The 16,137-nt window shown below is 63.1% G+C and carries 13 protein-coding genes and 2 pseudogenes; 6 read left to right on the top strand and 9 right to left on the bottom strand.

Translation table 11 applies throughout. From position 1 onward, the window contains the following. Positions 1 to 53: 53 nt before the first annotated feature. Together PM2_RS16730 and PM2_RS16735 are read left to right on the top strand one after the other, a co-directional pair. The gene (locus PM2_RS16730; RefSeq protein ID WP_016714700.1) at positions 54 to 662 is read left to right on the top strand and encodes an SCO family protein; all 609 of its coding nucleotides are present in this window, start codon (positions 54 to 56) and stop codon (positions 660 to 662) included. Then, positions 663 to 1,145: a copper chaperone PCu(A)C gene (locus PM2_RS16735; RefSeq protein ID WP_016714699.1), complete on the top strand. Its 483-nt coding sequence runs from the start codon at positions 663 to 665 to the stop codon at positions 1,143 to 1,145. It abuts the gene before it with no gap. A gap of 49 nt (positions 1,146 to 1,194) precedes the next feature. Here the strand turns inward: PM2_RS16735 and PM2_RS16740 are convergent, their stop codons facing one another. The 8 genes from PM2_RS16740 to PM2_RS16775 all read right to left on the bottom strand — a co-directional run bounded on the left by PM2_RS16740 (position 1,195) and on the right by PM2_RS16775 (position 6,799). Continuing rightward, on the bottom strand, positions 1,195 to 1,422 hold the full coding sequence (locus tag PM2_RS16740) for a hypothetical protein (RefSeq protein WP_003250422.1): 228 nt from the start codon (positions 1,420 to 1,422) through the stop codon (positions 1,195 to 1,197). Positions 1,423 to 1,495: 73 nt separating this feature from the next. After that, positions 1,496 to 2,329, bottom strand: a complete 834-nt coding sequence (locus tag PM2_RS16745) for an AraC family transcriptional regulator (RefSeq protein WP_028699330.1) — start codon at positions 2,327 to 2,329, stop codon at positions 1,496 to 1,498. Further along, positions 2,326 to 2,637: an AzlD domain-containing protein gene (locus PM2_RS16750; RefSeq protein WP_028699329.1), complete on the bottom strand. Its 312-nt coding sequence runs from the start codon at positions 2,635 to 2,637 to the stop codon at positions 2,326 to 2,328. The genes PM2_RS16745 and PM2_RS16750 overlap by 4 nt, the downstream gene beginning before the upstream one ends. Next, the gene (locus PM2_RS16755; protein WP_016714696.1) at positions 2,634 to 3,326 is read right to left on the bottom strand and encodes an AzlC family ABC transporter permease; all 693 of its coding nucleotides are present in this window, start codon (positions 3,324 to 3,326) and stop codon (positions 2,634 to 2,636) included. The genes PM2_RS16750 and PM2_RS16755 overlap by 4 nt, the downstream gene beginning before the upstream one ends. Before the next feature lie 100 nt (positions 3,327 to 3,426). Beyond that, entirely contained in the window at positions 3,427 to 4,122 is a 696-nt protein-coding gene (locus PM2_RS16760; RefSeq protein WP_028699328.1) for an SEL1-like repeat protein, read from the bottom strand. 137 nt (positions 4,123 to 4,259) lie between these two features. Further along, positions 4,260 to 5,342, bottom strand: coding sequence for a hypothetical protein (locus tag PM2_RS16765; protein WP_016714694.1), 1,083 nt, complete (start codon positions 5,340 to 5,342; stop codon positions 4,260 to 4,262). 39 nt (positions 5,343 to 5,381) lie between these two features. Further along, the gene (locus tag PM2_RS16770; protein ID WP_016714693.1) at positions 5,382 to 6,008 is read right to left on the bottom strand and encodes a LysE family translocator; all 627 of its coding nucleotides are present in this window, start codon (positions 6,006 to 6,008) and stop codon (positions 5,382 to 5,384) included. A gap of 2 nt (positions 6,009 to 6,010) precedes the next feature. Then, complete coding sequence (locus tag PM2_RS16775) at positions 6,011 to 6,799, bottom strand: YqcI/YcgG family protein (protein WP_016714692.1); 789 nt, start codon at positions 6,797 to 6,799, stop codon at positions 6,011 to 6,013. Between the two features lie 159 nt (positions 6,800 to 6,958). Between PM2_RS16775 and PM2_RS16780 the strand changes: the two genes are divergently transcribed. Then, a complete protein-coding gene (locus PM2_RS16780; RefSeq protein WP_025754379.1) occupies positions 6,959 to 7,879 on the top strand; it encodes a LysR substrate-binding domain-containing protein in 921 nt (306 codons plus the stop codon). Here the strand turns inward: PM2_RS16780 and PM2_RS16785 are convergent. Beyond that, positions 7,860 to 8,800: pseudogene (locus PM2_RS16785) on the bottom strand (LysR family transcriptional regulator). The gene PM2_RS16780 and the pseudogene PM2_RS16785 sit on opposite strands and share 20 nt — an antisense overlap. A 59-nt stretch (positions 8,801 to 8,859) precedes the next feature. On the opposite strand from PM2_RS16785, the pseudogene PM2_RS16790 reads away from it, so the two are divergent. From PM2_RS16790 to PM2_RS16800, 3 genes and pseudogenes are all read left to right on the top strand, one after another. After that, positions 8,860 to 9,135: pseudogene (locus PM2_RS16790) on the top strand (MFS transporter); the annotation flags it as partial. A gap of 34 nt (positions 9,136 to 9,169) precedes the next feature. Further along, complete coding sequence (locus tag PM2_RS16795) at positions 9,170 to 11,530, top strand: DNA polymerase II (protein WP_016714688.1); 2,361 nt, start codon at positions 9,170 to 9,172, stop codon at positions 11,528 to 11,530. A gap of 79 nt (positions 11,531 to 11,609) precedes the next feature. Beyond that, on the top strand, positions 11,610 to 16,106 hold the full coding sequence (locus PM2_RS16800; RefSeq protein WP_028699327.1) for an NEL-type E3 ubiquitin ligase domain-containing protein: 4,497 nt from the start codon (positions 11,610 to 11,612) through the stop codon (positions 16,104 to 16,106). The last annotated feature ends 31 nt before the right edge of the window (positions 16,107 to 16,137 follow it).

Consider the following 16,137-nt stretch of genomic DNA (forward strand, 5'->3'; position numbering starts at 1 on the left):
TTTTCAGCCGGCCCGTCCCGAGGGCCGGCACCTTCCCTGTAAAGGATGGTTTCATGAATGATCTGTATACCCGGCGCGCAGTTGTCGCCGGGATGGGCGTTCTCGGGCTCGGCCTGCTGGCAGGCTGCAGCCCGGCCCGGGGGCTCGAGTTCAAGTACGGCAAGAACATGAGCAACGAAATCCTCGGGCGCAAGTTCAGCCTCAAAGACCCACAAGGTAACGTGCGCACCTTGTCGAGCTTCTACGGCAGCATGCCGATGGTCTTCTTCGGCTTCACCCAGTGCCCGGCCGTTTGCCCGACCACGCTGGCGCGTGCGGCGCAAATCCGCAAGCTGCTGAGGGGCCGTGACCGTGATCTGTTCCAGGTGGTGTTCATCACGCTGGACCCCGAGCGCGACACCCCCGAGGTGCTTGATGCCTACGTCAAGGCCTTCGACCCGACGTTCACCGCGCTCACCGGCACCCCCGAGGAAATTGCCGCAGTGGCCAAGGAATTCAAGGTGTTCTACGAAAAGGTCCCGGCCGGTGACACCTATACCATCTCTCACTCGTCCACCAGCTACGTCTACGATACGCGTGGCACCCTGCGCCTGAGCCTGGGCCATTCCCTGAATGCCAAGGAATGTGCCGAAGACCTGGTCACCCTGATGGAGATCTGCTGAATGTCGATGCAACCGATCAAACGCGGCCTGGCTGCCCTGGCACTGATGGGCCTGGCCCTGCCAGCCCTGGCCCAGACCACCGTGAGTGAGGCCTGGGTGCGTGCCAGCGTGCCGCACCAGCAGTCCACCGGTGCTTTCATGACCCTCACCGCCAGCAGCGACAGCAAGCTGGTGAGCGTGGCTTCGCCTGTGGCCAAGACCGTGCAGGTACACGAGATGACCATGAACGGTGACGTGATGGGCATGCGTGAGGTGAAGTCTGTAGAGCTGCCGGCTGGCAAGGCCGTAACCCTCGACCCGAATGGCCTGCATGTGATGCTGATGGGCCTGAACAATCAGGTGAAGGAAGGCGAGAAAGTGCCACTGACCCTGACCATCGAAAATGCCAAGGGCGTCAAGGAAACCGTGGACGTGCAGGCTGAGGTGCGTGCGCTCAACGCCGAGGCCGGCGGTGGGCATGACCACATGCACATGAAGCACTGACCGATCGAAGGGCCGCGTTTAGCGGCCCTTTTCTTTTCAGACGTACCCTTCAGCTACGAAAGCGCGGCAGCGGCCTGTCGAGGGTCAGCGAGGTCAGGGTCTTGCGGACCTGGGCTTCGTCGGCCTCCAGCGCCTTCAGGCTTGCCCGGATCTTGCCGGCGGCGGGCACATCGCCCTGCCGGTCGATCCAGTCGGCAATCTCCTTGCAGGCACTGCTCAGGCAGGCCTGGCGCTGGTTCATCAGCGACAGAAGGGTGGTGAGCTCTCTTTCGGACATGGCAGGATCCTCCCATTCAGCCTTGTCAGTGTAGCAGTGGCTGGCCGGCTTGCCTGAGGCCGGGTGACGCAGTTCAAACTGGAAGGCAAGCGCTGCGATACGCCCCCGGCGTCACTCCGTACGCCTGCTTGAACTGCCGGCTGAGGTGGCTCTGGTCAGCAAACCCCAGGTCAAACGCCACTTCCGAAGCGACCAGGCCGCTCTTAAGCATTTCCCGGGCGCGGGCCAGGCGGCGCTGTTTCAACCAGGCATGTGGCGGCAGGCCGGTGGCCTGGCGGAATACCCGTGCGAAGTGGAACGGTGACAGGTTGACTGCGGCGGCCAGCGCTTCGAGCGAGGGTGGGTCGGCCAATTGGCTTTCCAGCAGTTCGCGGGCGCGGGCCACGGCCAGGGGCTCGTGGCCGGGGGCTGAAGGCTCGGCGCATTGCCCGTGACGCTGCACCAGGGCCAGCACCGCCTGGCGCCAGGCGGTCTGTTGCTGCAGGGCGCTGGCGCCGGCTTCGGACAGCTGATGCAGCTGGCTGAAGGCGATGGCCAGGGCAGGGTCCTGGATGACGCTGTCCTTGAAACGGGGCATGCCGTGACGGCCCAGTTCCAGCTCGTCGAGCACGCCGGTTACCCGCTCGTGCTCGGGGTAGAAGCCGCGATAACGCCAGCCCGCTTCATGGGCTGTGGCACCGGTATGCAGCTCGTCAGGGTTGATCAGCACCATGCTGCCAACCGGCGCCAAGTGCTCGCTGCCTCGGTGCCAGAAGCGCTGGGCCCCGGATTCGATCACGGTGAACACATAGCCTTCGTGCACATGCGGGGCGAAACGCTGCTGGAAATAACGCGCGTGCAGCATCTCGACGTCGCCCAGTGCAGGTGCCTGCCAGAGGTGTGTCTGCTCGCGCAGGGGCGTGCTCATGCCAGCCAGCTGCGCAGGAAGAAGATCAACATGCTCACCAGCATGCTCAGCAATACGCTGCGGGTCAACAGCACCAGGGCGATGGCCACCAGAGAGCCCAGCAGGTAGGGGTTGAGCAGGCTCAGGTTGAGCTGGTGATCGGGCATGAAGATGATCGGGCCGCAGATGGCGGTGAGCATGCCAGGCACGGCAAAGCCAAGGAACTGCCTGGCGTTGGAACTCAGACGCAAGGGCAGGCGTGGTTCCAGGAACGCATAGCGGTTGAGGAACACGATGGCGCCCATGGCAAAAATCAGGATCCAGGTCATGCTCGGGCTCCGGCAAATTTCTGGCAGATGAAACCGGCGCTCATGCCCAGCAGGCCTGCGGCCACCAGGGCGGTTTCCCAGTGCCAGTGGCTGAACAATACCGAGCAGAACAACGACACAGCTACGCATACCACCGTGGGCAGGTTGCGCACCAGCGGTGCGATCAGGGCGACGAAGGTGGCGACGATGGAGAAGTCCAGGCCCAATTGGTCCAGGTGTGGAATGTTCTGGCCCAGCAGGATGCCGGCTAGGGTAAACAGGTTCCAGGCCACGTAGAAGGTCAGGCCCACCCCCAGAGCGTACCAGCGGTTGAACTGCTGCTGGTCGTACTGGCTGGTCAGGGCGAAGAATTCGTCGGTCAGCAGAAAGCCCAGGCCCAGCCGCCAGCGCAGCGGCTGGCTGGACAGTACCGGGCGCATCGACAGGCCGTACAGCAGATGCTGCGAGGTCAGCAGCAGGGTGGTGAGCAGGATCGACGCCAGGTTGGCGCCGCCTTTGAGCATGCCGATGGCCACCAGTTGCGCGGCGCCGGCGAAGACGATGGCCGACAGCCCTTGCCCTTCCCAGGCAGTGAGGTTGGCTTCGATGGCCATGGAGCCTGCCAGCAGCCCCCAGGGGGCGACGGCCAGGGACAGGGGGAGAATGGCGATGGCGCCGTGGAGAAAGGCTTGGCGGGCGATGTGGGGCATGATGGCTGCAGTGCTTTACGTGGTAGGCCAGCATGCCAGAAGGGTTAGGGGCATGGCTTGAACGATCTTGCTGGTCGACGCGAATCCTTGTGGGGGCGGGCTACGGATGGCGGGTCAGATGCTGCTGCGCCGTCACGCAGCCATTGATGTCCACGGCCTTCTGCAGCAGGGTCAGGCGGTGCTGCGGGTCGAGGTCGCCGAGCAGGCGGTACACTTCGGCCTGGTAGTCACGCTGGCGCCCCCACAGCATGTCCAGGCCCTGTGGCCGGCTGCGGTTGCAGGCCAGGCGGGTGGCCGGTTGCGGGTAGTAGGGGGCGTACACGGTGGCCATGCTGGGGATGGCTTCCAGTGCTGCGCGGTACTCGCTACTGACGTTGTAGGGCCGGCACCAGGTGGCGATGGCCGGCGCGGGTGCGGCGAAACCCTGCTGGAGGCTGGCCACGAGTAACGGGCAGGCGGCATCCGGAATTTGCGCGACGGGCAGATACGTCATGTAGTACAGCGCCAGGCGGTACTGCGCGACCGGATGGCCCAGCTCGACCGATTTTTTCAGCAGGGCAACCGCTGTCGGCAAGGTATGGGCCAGGGCCTGGCCCTGACGGCTTAGCTCGGGGTCGCCGCCAACGGCTGTGCGCAGTGTATTGGCGTCGTCGCCCTGGTTGTCGGCCTGCTCCAGCAACGGCAAGGCCTGGCGGTAGAGCAGGTCGGCATGAGGGTCGATGCGCACCTCCAGCGCGTGCGCAGCCAGCGGCAACAGGGCGATCAACAGCGGGGGCAGGCGTCGCATACGGCTCACAGGCAAGCCCCATGGGCGGCCAGGCAAGGATGGACGGCTTCGATGTTCATGGCGGTCAAGCGTGCGCCTCGGGCAAATCGGAACGACGACGTATTCTAGCCATCCACGCGGGCTGCCGGAAGACCACCCGGCAACTGTCAGACGAGCTTGATCGGCGTGACCTTGCGCAAGGCGTGTTTTTCCTGGGCCAGACCGAGTTTGGCGGTGATCACCTTGGCCAGGGCATTGTTGCCCAGATCGTTCAGGTGCAAGCGGTCGATGAACAGGTCGGCGCCGAACACAGGTGAGCTGTTGAGCATGCAGTTCATGTCGTAGCAAGGCACAGGGTCGGCCTGGCTCTTGATGCGGCGGAAAAACGCCGAATGCAACTGGCTGTCGAATGCACCCTCTAGCAGCCGTTCGAAGTTCGCCGGCTTTTGCTGCAGTGCGGTCAGCATGGCCTGTTCGCCGGCAGGCAGGGTATCCCGGCACCAGGGCAGCAACGGCTGCAGAATGAAGGTGAGGGTGGCGTGGCTGTCTGCCAGCAGCCGGTCCCATTGGCGCAAGGTACGGCCAATGTTATCGGCAGCACGGGCCAGGCGCTTTTCCGGGGGCGACAGCGGCCAGCTGACCGGGGCGGCGACCGCAGGGGGGGCCAACGCCTGGCGGATACGCCGCCACAACGACTGCCGACGGGATGGTGCGGCGGGCTGCATGCCTTCGCTGAAACTGTTGAGAAAGTCCTGGTAGGCCTTGGCGTGCTGCGGGCCGTTGAGGTTGGCGAGGACTTCACTGAGGGCTTCGTGGGCCAGGCTGTTGAGGCCGCTGAGCACCACTACGTGGCCGAGCTGGCCAAGGCGGTGCTGGTGGGTCAGGAACATCATCAGCTCCTGGCTGGCGTTGAGGCCGCAGCCGGCCAGGCTCAGCCAGACTTCGCCGGTGAGCATCGACAGGTGTGAGGCCACCGTGTGCTCGTCGGAGCTGGCGCCGATACCCAGGGCGGTGGAGCCGCCGACCAGCAGGTTGATACGCGAAGCACCACCGCGCTCGGCTGCGGAAAAGCGCTTGCCGGCGCAATGGCTGTAGCGCAGGCCGAGCGCATCGGTATTGATGGTGCCAGACCGGTAGCCACTTTCGTGCACATGCACGGTGAGCGGGGCACGCCGACTGCCCAGCAGCAGAAAGCGTTGGTAGTCCTGCTGCAAGGGCGAAGGAGATGCGCCCATGTCAGTCGCGGTCATGGTCGCTCCTTCGGTTGCGCCGAGTGTTGCGCTTCACGTTCAGGCCGCCAGTTCCTTGAGGTTGTACAGCAGGCCGCCGGCGGCGATCAGCAGCAGGGCCACACCGGAAGCCAGGCTTATCATGCGGTTGCTCCGCTGCGAGGCGATCTTGCCGATGGCGAAGATGTACAGGCTGAGCACGGCAAAATCGATGGCCACCCACAGCAGCGACAGGACCACCATGCTTTTGCCGAACGATTCGGTGATCTGGATGAACTGCGGGAAGAAGGCGATGAAGAAAATGATGTCCTTCGGGTTGGAAATACCCACCATGAACCCTTGCAGCAGCCCGCCACGCCCGGCCTTGGGGGCTTCGCTCGCCGTTTCCGGCGCAGGCGCATTCAGGGCTTCCCTCAACGTGCCCACCGCGATGTAGCCGATGAACAGGCAGCCCAGCAGGCTCATGGTGCTGAGCCAGGCCTTGTCGATGGCGGCGCTGGTGAGAATGATCCAGGCCGCTGCACCGATAAGCACCAGTGACGCCCAGTTGGTGCCGACGGCGGTAAACATGGCCTTGCGCGAACCGGAGGCAGCCGCAGTGTTGACGATCAGTGCCACCACCGGGCCGGGGGTAGCGATCAGCAGCAGGACAGTGAGGGCATAGGTGGCGGTAAGTGCGGTATTCACGGTCAGTTCTCGATCAGTATGTCGGTTGCCGCCGGGTGTGCGGCATGGGCGTGGAACGGGCAGCGCGACGGGTTGAGCGACCCCGCCTCCTGAAGTTGGTACTGCTTCCACTCGTAGTTGTCGGCATCGCCGAAGAAGCCGAGGGTGTCAGGTACGACACCGTCGTTGTAGTGGTGCACGCGCTCGCGAATGCGCTCGCGGATTTTCTTGCCGCTCTCGGTATTGGCGTTGGCCACTTCGTCGAAGTTTTCCCGTGGGTTGATGACGAAGGTGATGTGCTGCCCCAGGTTGCGGCTTTTCATTTGCTGGTGGCCGGGGAAATTCATGTTGATGAACAGGGGCATGCCGGCGTAGCAGAACGACCAGGCGGTGTCGTCGGGGTCGGTGGGAATGCCTTGCGGCCACGGGTGTGGGTCGCGCGCATGTACGCCACGCAACACTTTCCAGGCCAGCGCCTGTTGTTCGGCCAGGGTGCTGCCCGCTGCTGTTTCGAGAAACACCACCAGGGGGCTGCCGATGCGCTGTTTGGGTTTGATCGGCGTAACGGTGCATACGTAGTCGGCCAGCCCTTGAGCGATGTCATCGGCCAACTGCTCGGCGCGGGCGAAAAGAATATGGCAGGTTTCGCCGTTGACCGCCTTGCGGCCGAACAGGCAGGGGAAGTCGGGGTTGGCGAGAATACTGCGAAAATGCTCTATGGTCTTGTAAGTCCAGTGCTGCGTGTTCCAGACATGTTCATCGGCTAGCTCTAGCGCATCCAGGCGATAGCAATTTCCATATCCCGTAAACATGATTTCCCCAGGCGTAAATTTAATGAACGTTCAAGCCACATGCAGGCAGGATCTTGGTTATGTTTATTATTTACCTGCATTTTCCGAGACGCTCTTGACGTTGTAAAACGCGTGGAACTATGACCTACTATTAGTCTTACTCATGCTCGGGACGTCGCCATGTCGGAACGGATTCAGGCCTTGCACGCCCTGCGTGCCTTCGAGGTGGCCTCTCGCTATGGCTCTTTTACCCGCGCTGCGGAAGAGCTCGCCTTGACCCAGGGCGCGGTCAGCCATCACATCAAGACCCTGGAGGCCATGTTCGGCTGCGACCTGTTCGAACGCCGTGGCCCCAAGCTCAGCCTGACCGAGCACGGTCGCCTGCTGGCGCAAGAGCTGAAAGTGGGCTTCAAGATCATCGAAAATGCCTGCGCATTGCTGCGCCAGGACCGCTATGGCCTGCGCCTGAAGGCCCCGTCCACGCTCACTGTGCGCTGGCTGCTGCGGGCACTGGATGCCTTCAAGAAGCACGAGGACAACTGCAGCGTGCAGTTGTCCAGCGTGTGGATGGACATCGACAGCGTGGACTTCTATTCCGAGCCCTACGACTGTGCCATTCTCCTGGCCAACGGGCGTTTCCCCGCCGATATCGAGAGCTTCAAGCTGTTCGATGAATGGTTGATCCCGGTGTGCCACCCGGATTACATGGCGCAAGCGCAGCCGGCCCTGGCCGACCTGACCCAGTGCGAATTCCTGCATCCGTCCCCGGACCGCCGTGACTGGCGGCGCTGGCTGGCGCGCATGGACGCGCTGGATATCAGCATCGATCAGGGGCAAGTGTTCGATACCCTCGACCAGGGTATTTCAGCCGCCCAGCAAGGCCTGGGTATTTCGGTGGTCGACCTGGTGCTGGCCAGCGCCGACCTGGCGGCCGGGCGCTTGGTCACACCGTTCAAGCACGCCGTGGCCACCGGCGACGGCTACTACATGACCTGGCTCAAGGCCAGCCCCAAGGCGCGGCAAATGCACAAGCTGCGTGACTTCCTGCTCGGCCAGGTGCCACCGCTGGCCTACAAGGACATCAACTACCTGTACGGTTGAATACGCGTTCGAGCATGAAGTCGATGAACACCCGCAATTTCGGCGGCATCTGCCGCCCGGACGGCCACAGCAGGTAGAAGCTGCCGCGTCGCTCCATGAAGTCGTCGAGCACGCTCACCAGTGAGCCATTGCCCAGCTCACGGCCCACGGTGAAGTCCGACAGGCAAGTGATGCCGCGGTGGTTCAAAGCGAAGCAGACGCGTGTCTCGACGTGGTTGCACACCATCGAGATGGGGATGTCATAGGCGTGTTCGGGGTGCTCCTGGCGCAGCGGCCAGGTTTCCAGCTTGCCGTTGCTGGGGAAGCGGTAATGCAGGCAGGTGTGCGCCGCCAGGTCGCGCGGGTGCATGGGCGTGCCGCGTTCGCGCAGGTAGCCGGGCGAAGCCACCAGGCGGTGCTGGAAATACCCCAGAAACTTGGCATTGAGCCGTGAATCCACCGGCTGCTCACCGCGCATCACCACATCGAAACCTTCGCCGATGATATCCACCATGCGGTCGGAAAAGTCCAGGTCCAGCTCCACTTGCGGGTACAGCGCCATGAACTCGGCCAGCGCCGGCATCACCAGCCCGGTGACCTGCGGCATGCTCACCCGCAGGCGCCCGCGTGGGGTTTCGCTGGCTTGCGACAGTTCCTGCTCGGTGGCCTCGATTTCGGCGAGGATGCGCCGGCTGCGCTCAAGGAACAGCGTGCCTCGGCGGTGAGGGTGATGCTGCGGGTGCTGCGGTGGAACAGGCGTACGCCCAGGCGGCTTTCCAGGCGCGCTACGCGCTTGCCCACAGCCGAGGCACTGATCCCCAAAGACTGGCCAGCGGCGACGAAGCTGCGGGTTTCGGCCACCCGATTGAAGACCACGAAACCGCTGAGGCTATCCCTGCTGCGCTCCTGATTGCGGACGTGGATGTCCGGGGTGAACGGCATTGTAACCGTCTTTTTCCGTAATGGCCTCGCCTTGCAGACTGTTCGCCTCGTTTCCTACCCTGAGCATCGCCTTGTGGGGGGGGACCTACGGCGGCGCGCCGACCTTGCTGCAGACGGCCTGTGCAGACGCGGCGGGCGAAGGGGGCGACGTGGCGCAATCGATGCGGGTGACGGTGTGGAACAGCGCCAATGCCCTGGGCGGAATCATTGGCGGGTTGTTACTGGCCGGGGCAGGGGTGGAGGGGTTTGGTGGTGTGGTACTCGCGCTGATCGCGGTGGCCTGGTTGTTGGCCTGGGCCGCGCGCAGAAGCGGCTTCGTGGCGGGGGCACGCTAGCGTAGAATCATCCTTTTCGGTAGAGGTTGACGCAGTGGAGTTGCAGCAGGGCTTTGTCCTGACCCGGCATTGGCATGACACGCCAGAAGGCACCTGCGTGGAACTCTGGCTGGCCACCGATCGGGGGCCACGGCTGCTGCGTCTGGCACCCCAGGTCTCGGTGGCGTTCATCCCGCAAGCGCAAGCGGCGCACGCGCAGGTGTTGCTGGCGAACGAGCCTGGCGCCGAACTGCGGCCCTTGCAGCTAAAGGATTTCGACCAGCGCCCGGTCATGGGCCTTTATTGCCGGCAGCACCGGCAACTGATGCAGCTGGAGCAACGCCTGCGCACGGCAGGCATCGAGGTGTTCGAAGCGGATATCCGCCCACCCGAACGCTACCTGATGGAGCGCTTCGTCACCGCGCCGGTGCAGTTCACCGGGCAACCCGATGACCAGGGCGTGGTCTGCGATGCCCAGCTCAAGCCCCTGCCGGGCTATCGCCCACCGCTGCGCCTGGTGTCGCTGGATATCGAAACCAGTGAACGTGGCGAGCTGTACAGCATTGCCCTGGAAGGCTGCGGCCAGCGTCAGGTGTACATGCTCGGTCCGGCCAACGGCGACCCTGAGGGCCTCGACTTCGATCTGCACTATTGCGATGACCGTGCCGGGTTACTTGCGTGCCTCAACCAGTGGATGGCGGAGTACGACCCGGATGCAATCATTGGCTGGAACCTGATCCAGTTCGACCTGCGCCTTTTGCACGAGCACGCCAAGCTGCTGCAGGTGCCGCTGGCACTGGGCCGCAACGGCGCCCCCATGACCTTGCGCAGCCACGCCAGTGGCGGCCATGTATTCGCCGACGCGCCGGGGCGGCTGTTGATCGACGGCATCGAAGCGCTGCGCTCGGCAACCTGGAGCTTTGCGTCGTTCAGCCTGGAAAATGTCGCGCAAACCTTGCTCGGTGAAGGCAAGGCCATCGACACGCCGTACCAGCGCATGGACGAAATCAACCGCCGTTTCGCCGAAGACAAACCCGCCCTGGCACGCTACAACCTCAAGGATTGCGAGCTGGTCACGCGCATCTTTGCCCATACCCGCCTGCTCGAGTTCCTGCTGGAGCGCGCTTCTGTCACCGGGTTGGCGGTGGACCGCAGTGGGGGTTCGGTGGCCGCCTTCTGCCACCTGTATATCCCGCAGATGCACCGCCTGGGCTTCGTCGCCCCCAGCCTGGGCAGCCGCCCTGACGAAGCCAGCCCCGGCGGTTTCGTGATGGATTCGCGCCCAGGCCTTTACGACTCGGTGCTGGTGCTGGACTACAAGAGCCTCTACCCCTCGATCATCCGGACCTTCCTGATCGACCCGGTAGGGCTGGTCGAGGGCCTGCGCTTGCCCGACGATGAGCACTCGGTAGAAGGCTTCCGAGGTGGGCGTTTCTCGCGTAGCCAGCATTGCTTGCCGGCCATCGTCGAGCGCGTCTGGCAAGGGCGGGAGGCGGCCAAGCGTGAAGGCAACGCACCGCTGTCGCAGGCGCTGAAGATCATCATGAATGCCTTTTACGGCGTGCTGGGCTCTAGCGGTTGCCGTTTCTTCGACCCGCGCCTGGCCTCGTCGATCACCATGCGCGGTCACCAGATCATGCGCCAGACCCGGGCGTTGATCGAGGCCAAGGGCTATGAGGTCATCTATGGCGACACCGACTCCACCTTCGTCTGGCTCAAGGGCGCCCATGGTGAAGCGGCTGCGGCACAGATCGGCCGAGACCTGGTCGCCCACGTCAATCAGTGGTGGCGCGAGCACCTGCGCCAGCAGATGAACCTGGAAAGCGCACTGGAATTGCAGTTCGAAGTGCATTATCGGCGTTTTCTGATGCCGACCATCCGTGGGACCGACGAGGGTAGCAAGAAGCGTTATGCCGGGATGGTGCAGCGCGCCGACGGCAGCGAGGATGTGGTTTACAAGGGCCTGGAGTCGGTGCGCACCGATTGGTCACCACTGGCGCAGCAGTTTCAGCAGGAACTGTACGGGCGGATCTTTCGCGGCCAGCCGTATCGCGACTATGTGCGCCACTATGTGCAGCAGACCTTGGCGGGCGAGCTCGACAACCTGCTGGTGTACCGCAAGCGCCTGCGTCGGCCGCTGGCCGATTACCAGCGCAACGTGCCACCCCATGTACGTGCTGCGCGCCAGGCCGATGAATACAACAGCCGGCTCGGTCGCCCTCGCCAGTACCAGCGCGGCGGCTGGATCAGTTACGTCATCACTACCGCCGGCCCCGAGCCGATGGAAAACCTTCAATCGCCGATCGATTACGAGCACTACCTCACTAGGCAGTTGCAGCCGGTTGCCGATGCCATCCTGCCGTTCGTTGGCGATGATTTCTCCACGCTGACTGGCCGCCAGTTACAGCTGTTCTGAGCGCAGGCGTTAGCTATCTAGTACCCGGTGCCGAGCCTGCTCCCTAGTCTGGCCTCTTTTCATGAAGAGGCCTCGAGCAATGGACACTACTCCGCCATCAAGCGCACAGGCAGCCATCGATGCGTTCCAGGACAGCATCATCAGCAAGCGCCTGCCGCTCTGGTTGCGTCAGACACCCCCAGGGCAACTGCCTGAGGTCAGCAAGGCATTGGCGAACAGCCTTCGCAGCCGTGAGCAAGTCAATGCGCTGCTGCGGGGTATCGAAGGTATCGACAGCTTTGTTGCGACGGGCCTGGACAAGGCCCTTGACGAACGTTACGGGCTTGGCGGCAATGCTCGCTCGTTCAAGTTTCTGGAAGGCCGTCGCGAGCCTGTGATCAACAGCCAGCCGGTAGGCGCGCACCTCACCGAGGTGGTCTATGAAGAAAAGCCGCTGCTTGAGGTGGCACTGCGCAACTTCACTGCCGAGCAGGCCCAGGCCGGTGGCCAGCCGCGCGGTAATCGGCTGCTGGTTCCGCGCCAGGGCAGGCTTGCACCGCCCACGTGCATCGAGCTTGCCGCGCTTTGCCGTGAGCTGGATTTGGGTGAGGGTTATCAACGTCATCTGGATTCCATTCTAAAGCCCGCAGGTGATGCAAGGCGCGTGGAGTCCTGCCTTGTAGATGCCAGCCGCCACGCCATGCTGGTAGACGCCTACAAAGCCAGGCAGGAAGGGACGCTGGATGACAGCGAGCTCAAGTTGGTGGTGGCTATGTGCGAGGATGGCAAGCTGCTGCGCCTGGCGGGTGACCTTGTGGAGGCCAGGCAACTGAAGTTGCTGGGTTGCCGGATTGAGCAGGTGATCGTGTTCGAGGTGATTGACCAAGGTGTCCTTTTCAACACCACGCGCCGTGTGTTGCTCTACGTGCCAGGCGACCCTGTGTCGCCTTGGCGCGCATTCGAGAGCATCGACAAGCTGAACCGCGAGTTGGGTCGTCGCCTGCGAGACAAAGCCTACCAGCGTTTTTTCAGCCGCTTCGTGCTACGACGTGACAGCCAGGCTTTCTTTGCTCAGGTTTCGGCGCTGTTCGATGACCTGGCGGACTGGGCGTTTCGCGATCTTGAACCGCATTTGCAGGGTTATTCGCAACCGTTGTTCAATGGTTTGGCACAGGCACGTATTCGCCAGATCAAGGAGGATGCGGCGATGATCGCGGTGCCTGTGGCCAGGCTGGACCGTGAGGTGCAGCGCCAGCATGACCAGCGCCTGGCCGCCGAGGGGTGGGCGCTGCTCAACCTGGCCAGTTTCTTTGTGCCTGGCCTTGGTCTTGTGCTGCTTGCCGTGACGGCCTGGGAGCTGCTGGGCGAGGTTTACCATGGCTTTGAAGCCTGGCATGAGGGGGATCGCCGAGAGGCTCTCGACCATTTGACCCATGTTGCCACCGACCTTGCCGTGCTTGCGACGACGGTGGCGGGAGTTGGTGTGGCCCGACGGCTTTGGGCACGCTCCGCGCGGGTCGATGCCATGGTTCCGGCTCGGCTGGAAGACGGCACCGTCAAACTCTGGCAACAGGATCTGACCCCGTTTCAAAGCCAGGCCCCCGATGCCTGCGCAAGCCGCGACGCCATGGGCATCCGACGTCTGGGCGGGCAGGCCTGGATCGAGATGGACGCCCATCATTATCGTGTGACCGAATCGGCCGGGGACGGTCAGTGGCAACTGTGCCCCGTTGCCGGCCATGGTCCCAAGCTGCGTCACAATGGCGCTGGCGCCTGGCGGTTATGGAGTGAACAACCGGCCCTGTGGCGGGATAGACATCGCATGTTTCGTCGCCTGGGCGAACCCTTCAACAGGCTGGATGACGAACAGATCGATCAGGTCCTGTTATTCCATGGGCTCGATGGCGATGACGTGCGAGGCTTGCATGTATATGCCCAGGCGCCCAGCCCGGGCATGCTCGACAGCGTGGTGCGGGTCAGGCTCGACCAGCGCATTCGCGGCATGATTGGCCGCTTGCGCAGCGGCGAGCCGGTAGAAGATGCGACCGTGCTTGATCACGCACGGCGGTTGCCAGGTGCGAATGGCCTGCCAGATCAGGCACTGGCTGAGCTGGCGTGGACGCAACGCCGAACATTGCTGCAGTACCTGTACGATGCGTTGCAACCCTCCGACAGCCCTGGGAGCGCAGCGCTGCGCCGGGTCTTTCCCGGGCTGGATGCTCGCACCGCGCAAGCGTTGGTAACGGCCGCCAGCAGCGTTGATCGCAGGCGCTTGTTGACCAGCGGCAGGGTTGCACTCGATCTGGCCGAAGCGGCCAGGGCCAGCCTGTCGGGTATCCGCCAGACGCGGGTTCTGGAAGCCTTGTACTTGGACACGCCCCAGAATGCGGACCTGGCACGGGTAGCCTTGGGCCTGTTGCAGGCGCTGCCTGGGGGCGAACAAGGTGTGCGCTGGCGCTTGTATGAGGGCTATCTGGGCGGGCCGATGCTGGCGCAGTGCGGTCAAGGCAGGCAGGCATTTGACCTGGTGCACCTGAACGGCGGGTTCCAGCTGTTTGATGATCAGGGTGGGGCCATCGGTGAGGCAGGCGAGTTGTTCGAAGTCATCGCGCCAGCTTATACCGAGGCGCAGCGTGAAATGATGGGAATCGGTGACCCGTTCTCGCACAACCTTCGGGTGATGCTTGGGCGCGAGGCGGTGCGACGTCGTGACCAGATCAGTCGTCTGCTAGGCGTGGTACGCCCGCGGGCTGTTCGAGCGCCGATGCGCTTGGCCGACGGGCGTTTGGGTTACCCGCTGGGTGGTGCAGGCGTGAGCGGTTTCGCGTCAAGAGGCAATGCCTTGAGGGCGGAATTGCGAGATATCTTCCCTTGGTTGAGTGACGAGCAGATTGACACCTTCGCCGATGACGTGAGACGTTCAGGGCGTCAGCTCAGAGGGCTACTGAGGGACCTGAGCACTGAATTCACGGTGCTTCGCAACACGCTGGATACCTGGGTGGCACACGAGCAGGGCGAGGTTCGGGAGGACCGGGACGCCTTGCGTCAGACGCTGTTCAATTGCTGGAGACGGTCGGTAGGGGTCGGCGATCTGCACATCGACGCACAAGAAAACCTGCATGTCATGTTTTGCAATTTCAGGCCGGGCGGTTTGCCCAGCCTGCCCGCGCAGGTCAGCTTCAGAGGTGTGAGCAGCCTGTCGTTGCTGCACCTTGACCTTATGGAAGTACCCGACAGTTTCTTGTTGGCCTTCCCAAACCTCAGAACCCTTGACTTGGGTGGCAACCTGCTGACGCGGCTGCCGCAACCGTTGCTGCAGTTCACGCAGCTACGGCACCTGAGCCTTACCAACAACCGCATTGGCCTGAACCTGCAGCAAACCGCCACACTGGCCTGTTGCACTGGCCTGGAATCCCTCGACCTGTCCCACAATCCACTGCGGCGGGGGTTCACGTTGGCTGGTTTGACCGAACTGCGCTGGCTGAGCCTGCGCGACACACAAATTACGCAGCTTCCCCCGGGCATTTTCGACCGCGATCAGTTGGTGGCTGTTGACTTGAGGGAAAACCGGATCCGGCAGGTTCCGGAGCATTACTACCAGTTACCCGTATGGCGCCGGCGAAGGATCCGCCTGAGCGGCAACCCCTTGGGCGAAGCACAGACACAACGTTTGCAGGCTTCGCTGAGGAGCGCGCATCCTGTCGTCGACGAGGAGCAAGCGCTTCTGCGGCTGGATCACGCGCGTGAAGTATGGGGGGATGCGGTAGCCCCTGAGCATCGTGGCTTGATGCTCGCAGCCTGGGATTCCCTGGATGCAGGGCCGGACTCCGAGCGTTTTTTCCGCGTCCTCGGGCAACTGTTGCTGTCCGAGGACTTTCGCGCCAATGCACGTGCGTTGGGCAATCGGGTGATAGTGGTGTTGCAGGCCATGGCCACCACACCGGAGTTGCGTGAGAACCTGTTGTCCGTGGCCAATGATGAATGGGGGTGCCAGGATGGTGCAACCTGGTGCTTGAGCAATCTCGAACTGAACCTGCTCGTGTGGCAGGTTGAACATGCCGCTCAAGGAAAAGACGAACGCGCTCTGCTTCGCCTGGGAAGACGTTTATGGCGCCAGGATGCGGTCGACAGGTTCGCTACCCGATGGGCACTCGAACATGGCAGGGAGCAAGAGGGAAGTGAGGTCGGGTTGGCCTTCAGGGTCGGGCTGAGGGAACCGCTCGACTTGCCCGTGCAGGTGGGTGATATGAGCTTCCATGCTATTTCAGGGGTTCTCCAGGCGGACCTGGCGGCGGCGCAAGCGGCAGTGCGAGATGCCGAAACCTGGGATGAACTCGCCCGTTCGATGGTTGACCGTGAATTTTGGCAGGCGCACCTGGAGCGTGCTCATTCAGACCGGTTCGCCGAAGTTGACCTGCCGTTCAGGCGTCAGCTTGAAGCGGTACTCGAGGATGAAACGCTCAGCGAAGGCGTAATGCTCGAGCAGGCAGATGCCATTCGTGACGCTCAACGTGCTGCACGCAGGGGGCTGATGCTGGACTTGACGATTCATGCCATGGAAGTCGGGCCAGAAGATCCAGGCATTCATGTGCGTTGACGACCGTTCAGGGCAAGGAGGTGCCTGCCCT

The organism is Pseudomonas monteilii NBRC 103158 = DSM 14164, from assembly GCF_000730605.1.
Lineage (GTDB): Bacteria > Pseudomonadota > Gammaproteobacteria > Pseudomonadales > Pseudomonadaceae > Aquipseudomonas > Aquipseudomonas monteilii.

What these genes read in the sequence shown, in the direction of transcription:
- PM2_RS16730 (WP_016714700.1), top strand. Translation starts at nt 54, where the DNA reads ATGAATGATCTGTATACCCGGCGCGCAGTTGTCGCCGGGATGGGCGTT.
- PM2_RS16735 (WP_016714699.1), top strand. Translation starts at nt 663, where the DNA reads ATGTCGATGCAACCGATCAAACGCGGCCTGGCTGCCCTGGCACTGATG.
- PM2_RS16740 (WP_003250422.1), bottom strand. Translation starts at nt 1,422, where the DNA reads ATGTCCGAAAGAGAGCTCACCACCCTTCTGTCGCTGATGAACCAGCGC.
- PM2_RS16745 (WP_028699330.1), bottom strand. Translation starts at nt 2,329, where the DNA reads ATGAGCACGCCCCTGCGCGAGCAGACACACCTCTGGCAGGCACCTGCA.
- PM2_RS16750 (WP_028699329.1), bottom strand. Translation starts at nt 2,637, where the DNA reads ATGACCTGGATCCTGATTTTTGCCATGGGCGCCATCGTGTTCCTCAAC.
- PM2_RS16755 (WP_016714696.1), bottom strand. Translation starts at nt 3,326, where the DNA reads ATGCCCCACATCGCCCGCCAAGCCTTTCTCCACGGCGCCATCGCCATT.
- PM2_RS16765 (WP_016714694.1), bottom strand. Translation starts at nt 5,342, where the DNA reads ATGACCGCGACTGACATGGGCGCATCTCCTTCGCCCTTGCAGCAGGAC.
- PM2_RS16775 (WP_016714692.1), bottom strand. Translation starts at nt 6,799, where the DNA reads ATGTTTACGGGATATGGAAATTGCTATCGCCTGGATGCGCTAGAGCTA.
- PM2_RS16780 (WP_025754379.1), top strand. Translation starts at nt 6,959, where the DNA reads ATGTCGGAACGGATTCAGGCCTTGCACGCCCTGCGTGCCTTCGAGGTG.
- PM2_RS16800 (WP_028699327.1), top strand. Translation starts at nt 11,610, where the DNA reads ATGGACACTACTCCGCCATCAAGCGCACAGGCAGCCATCGATGCGTTC.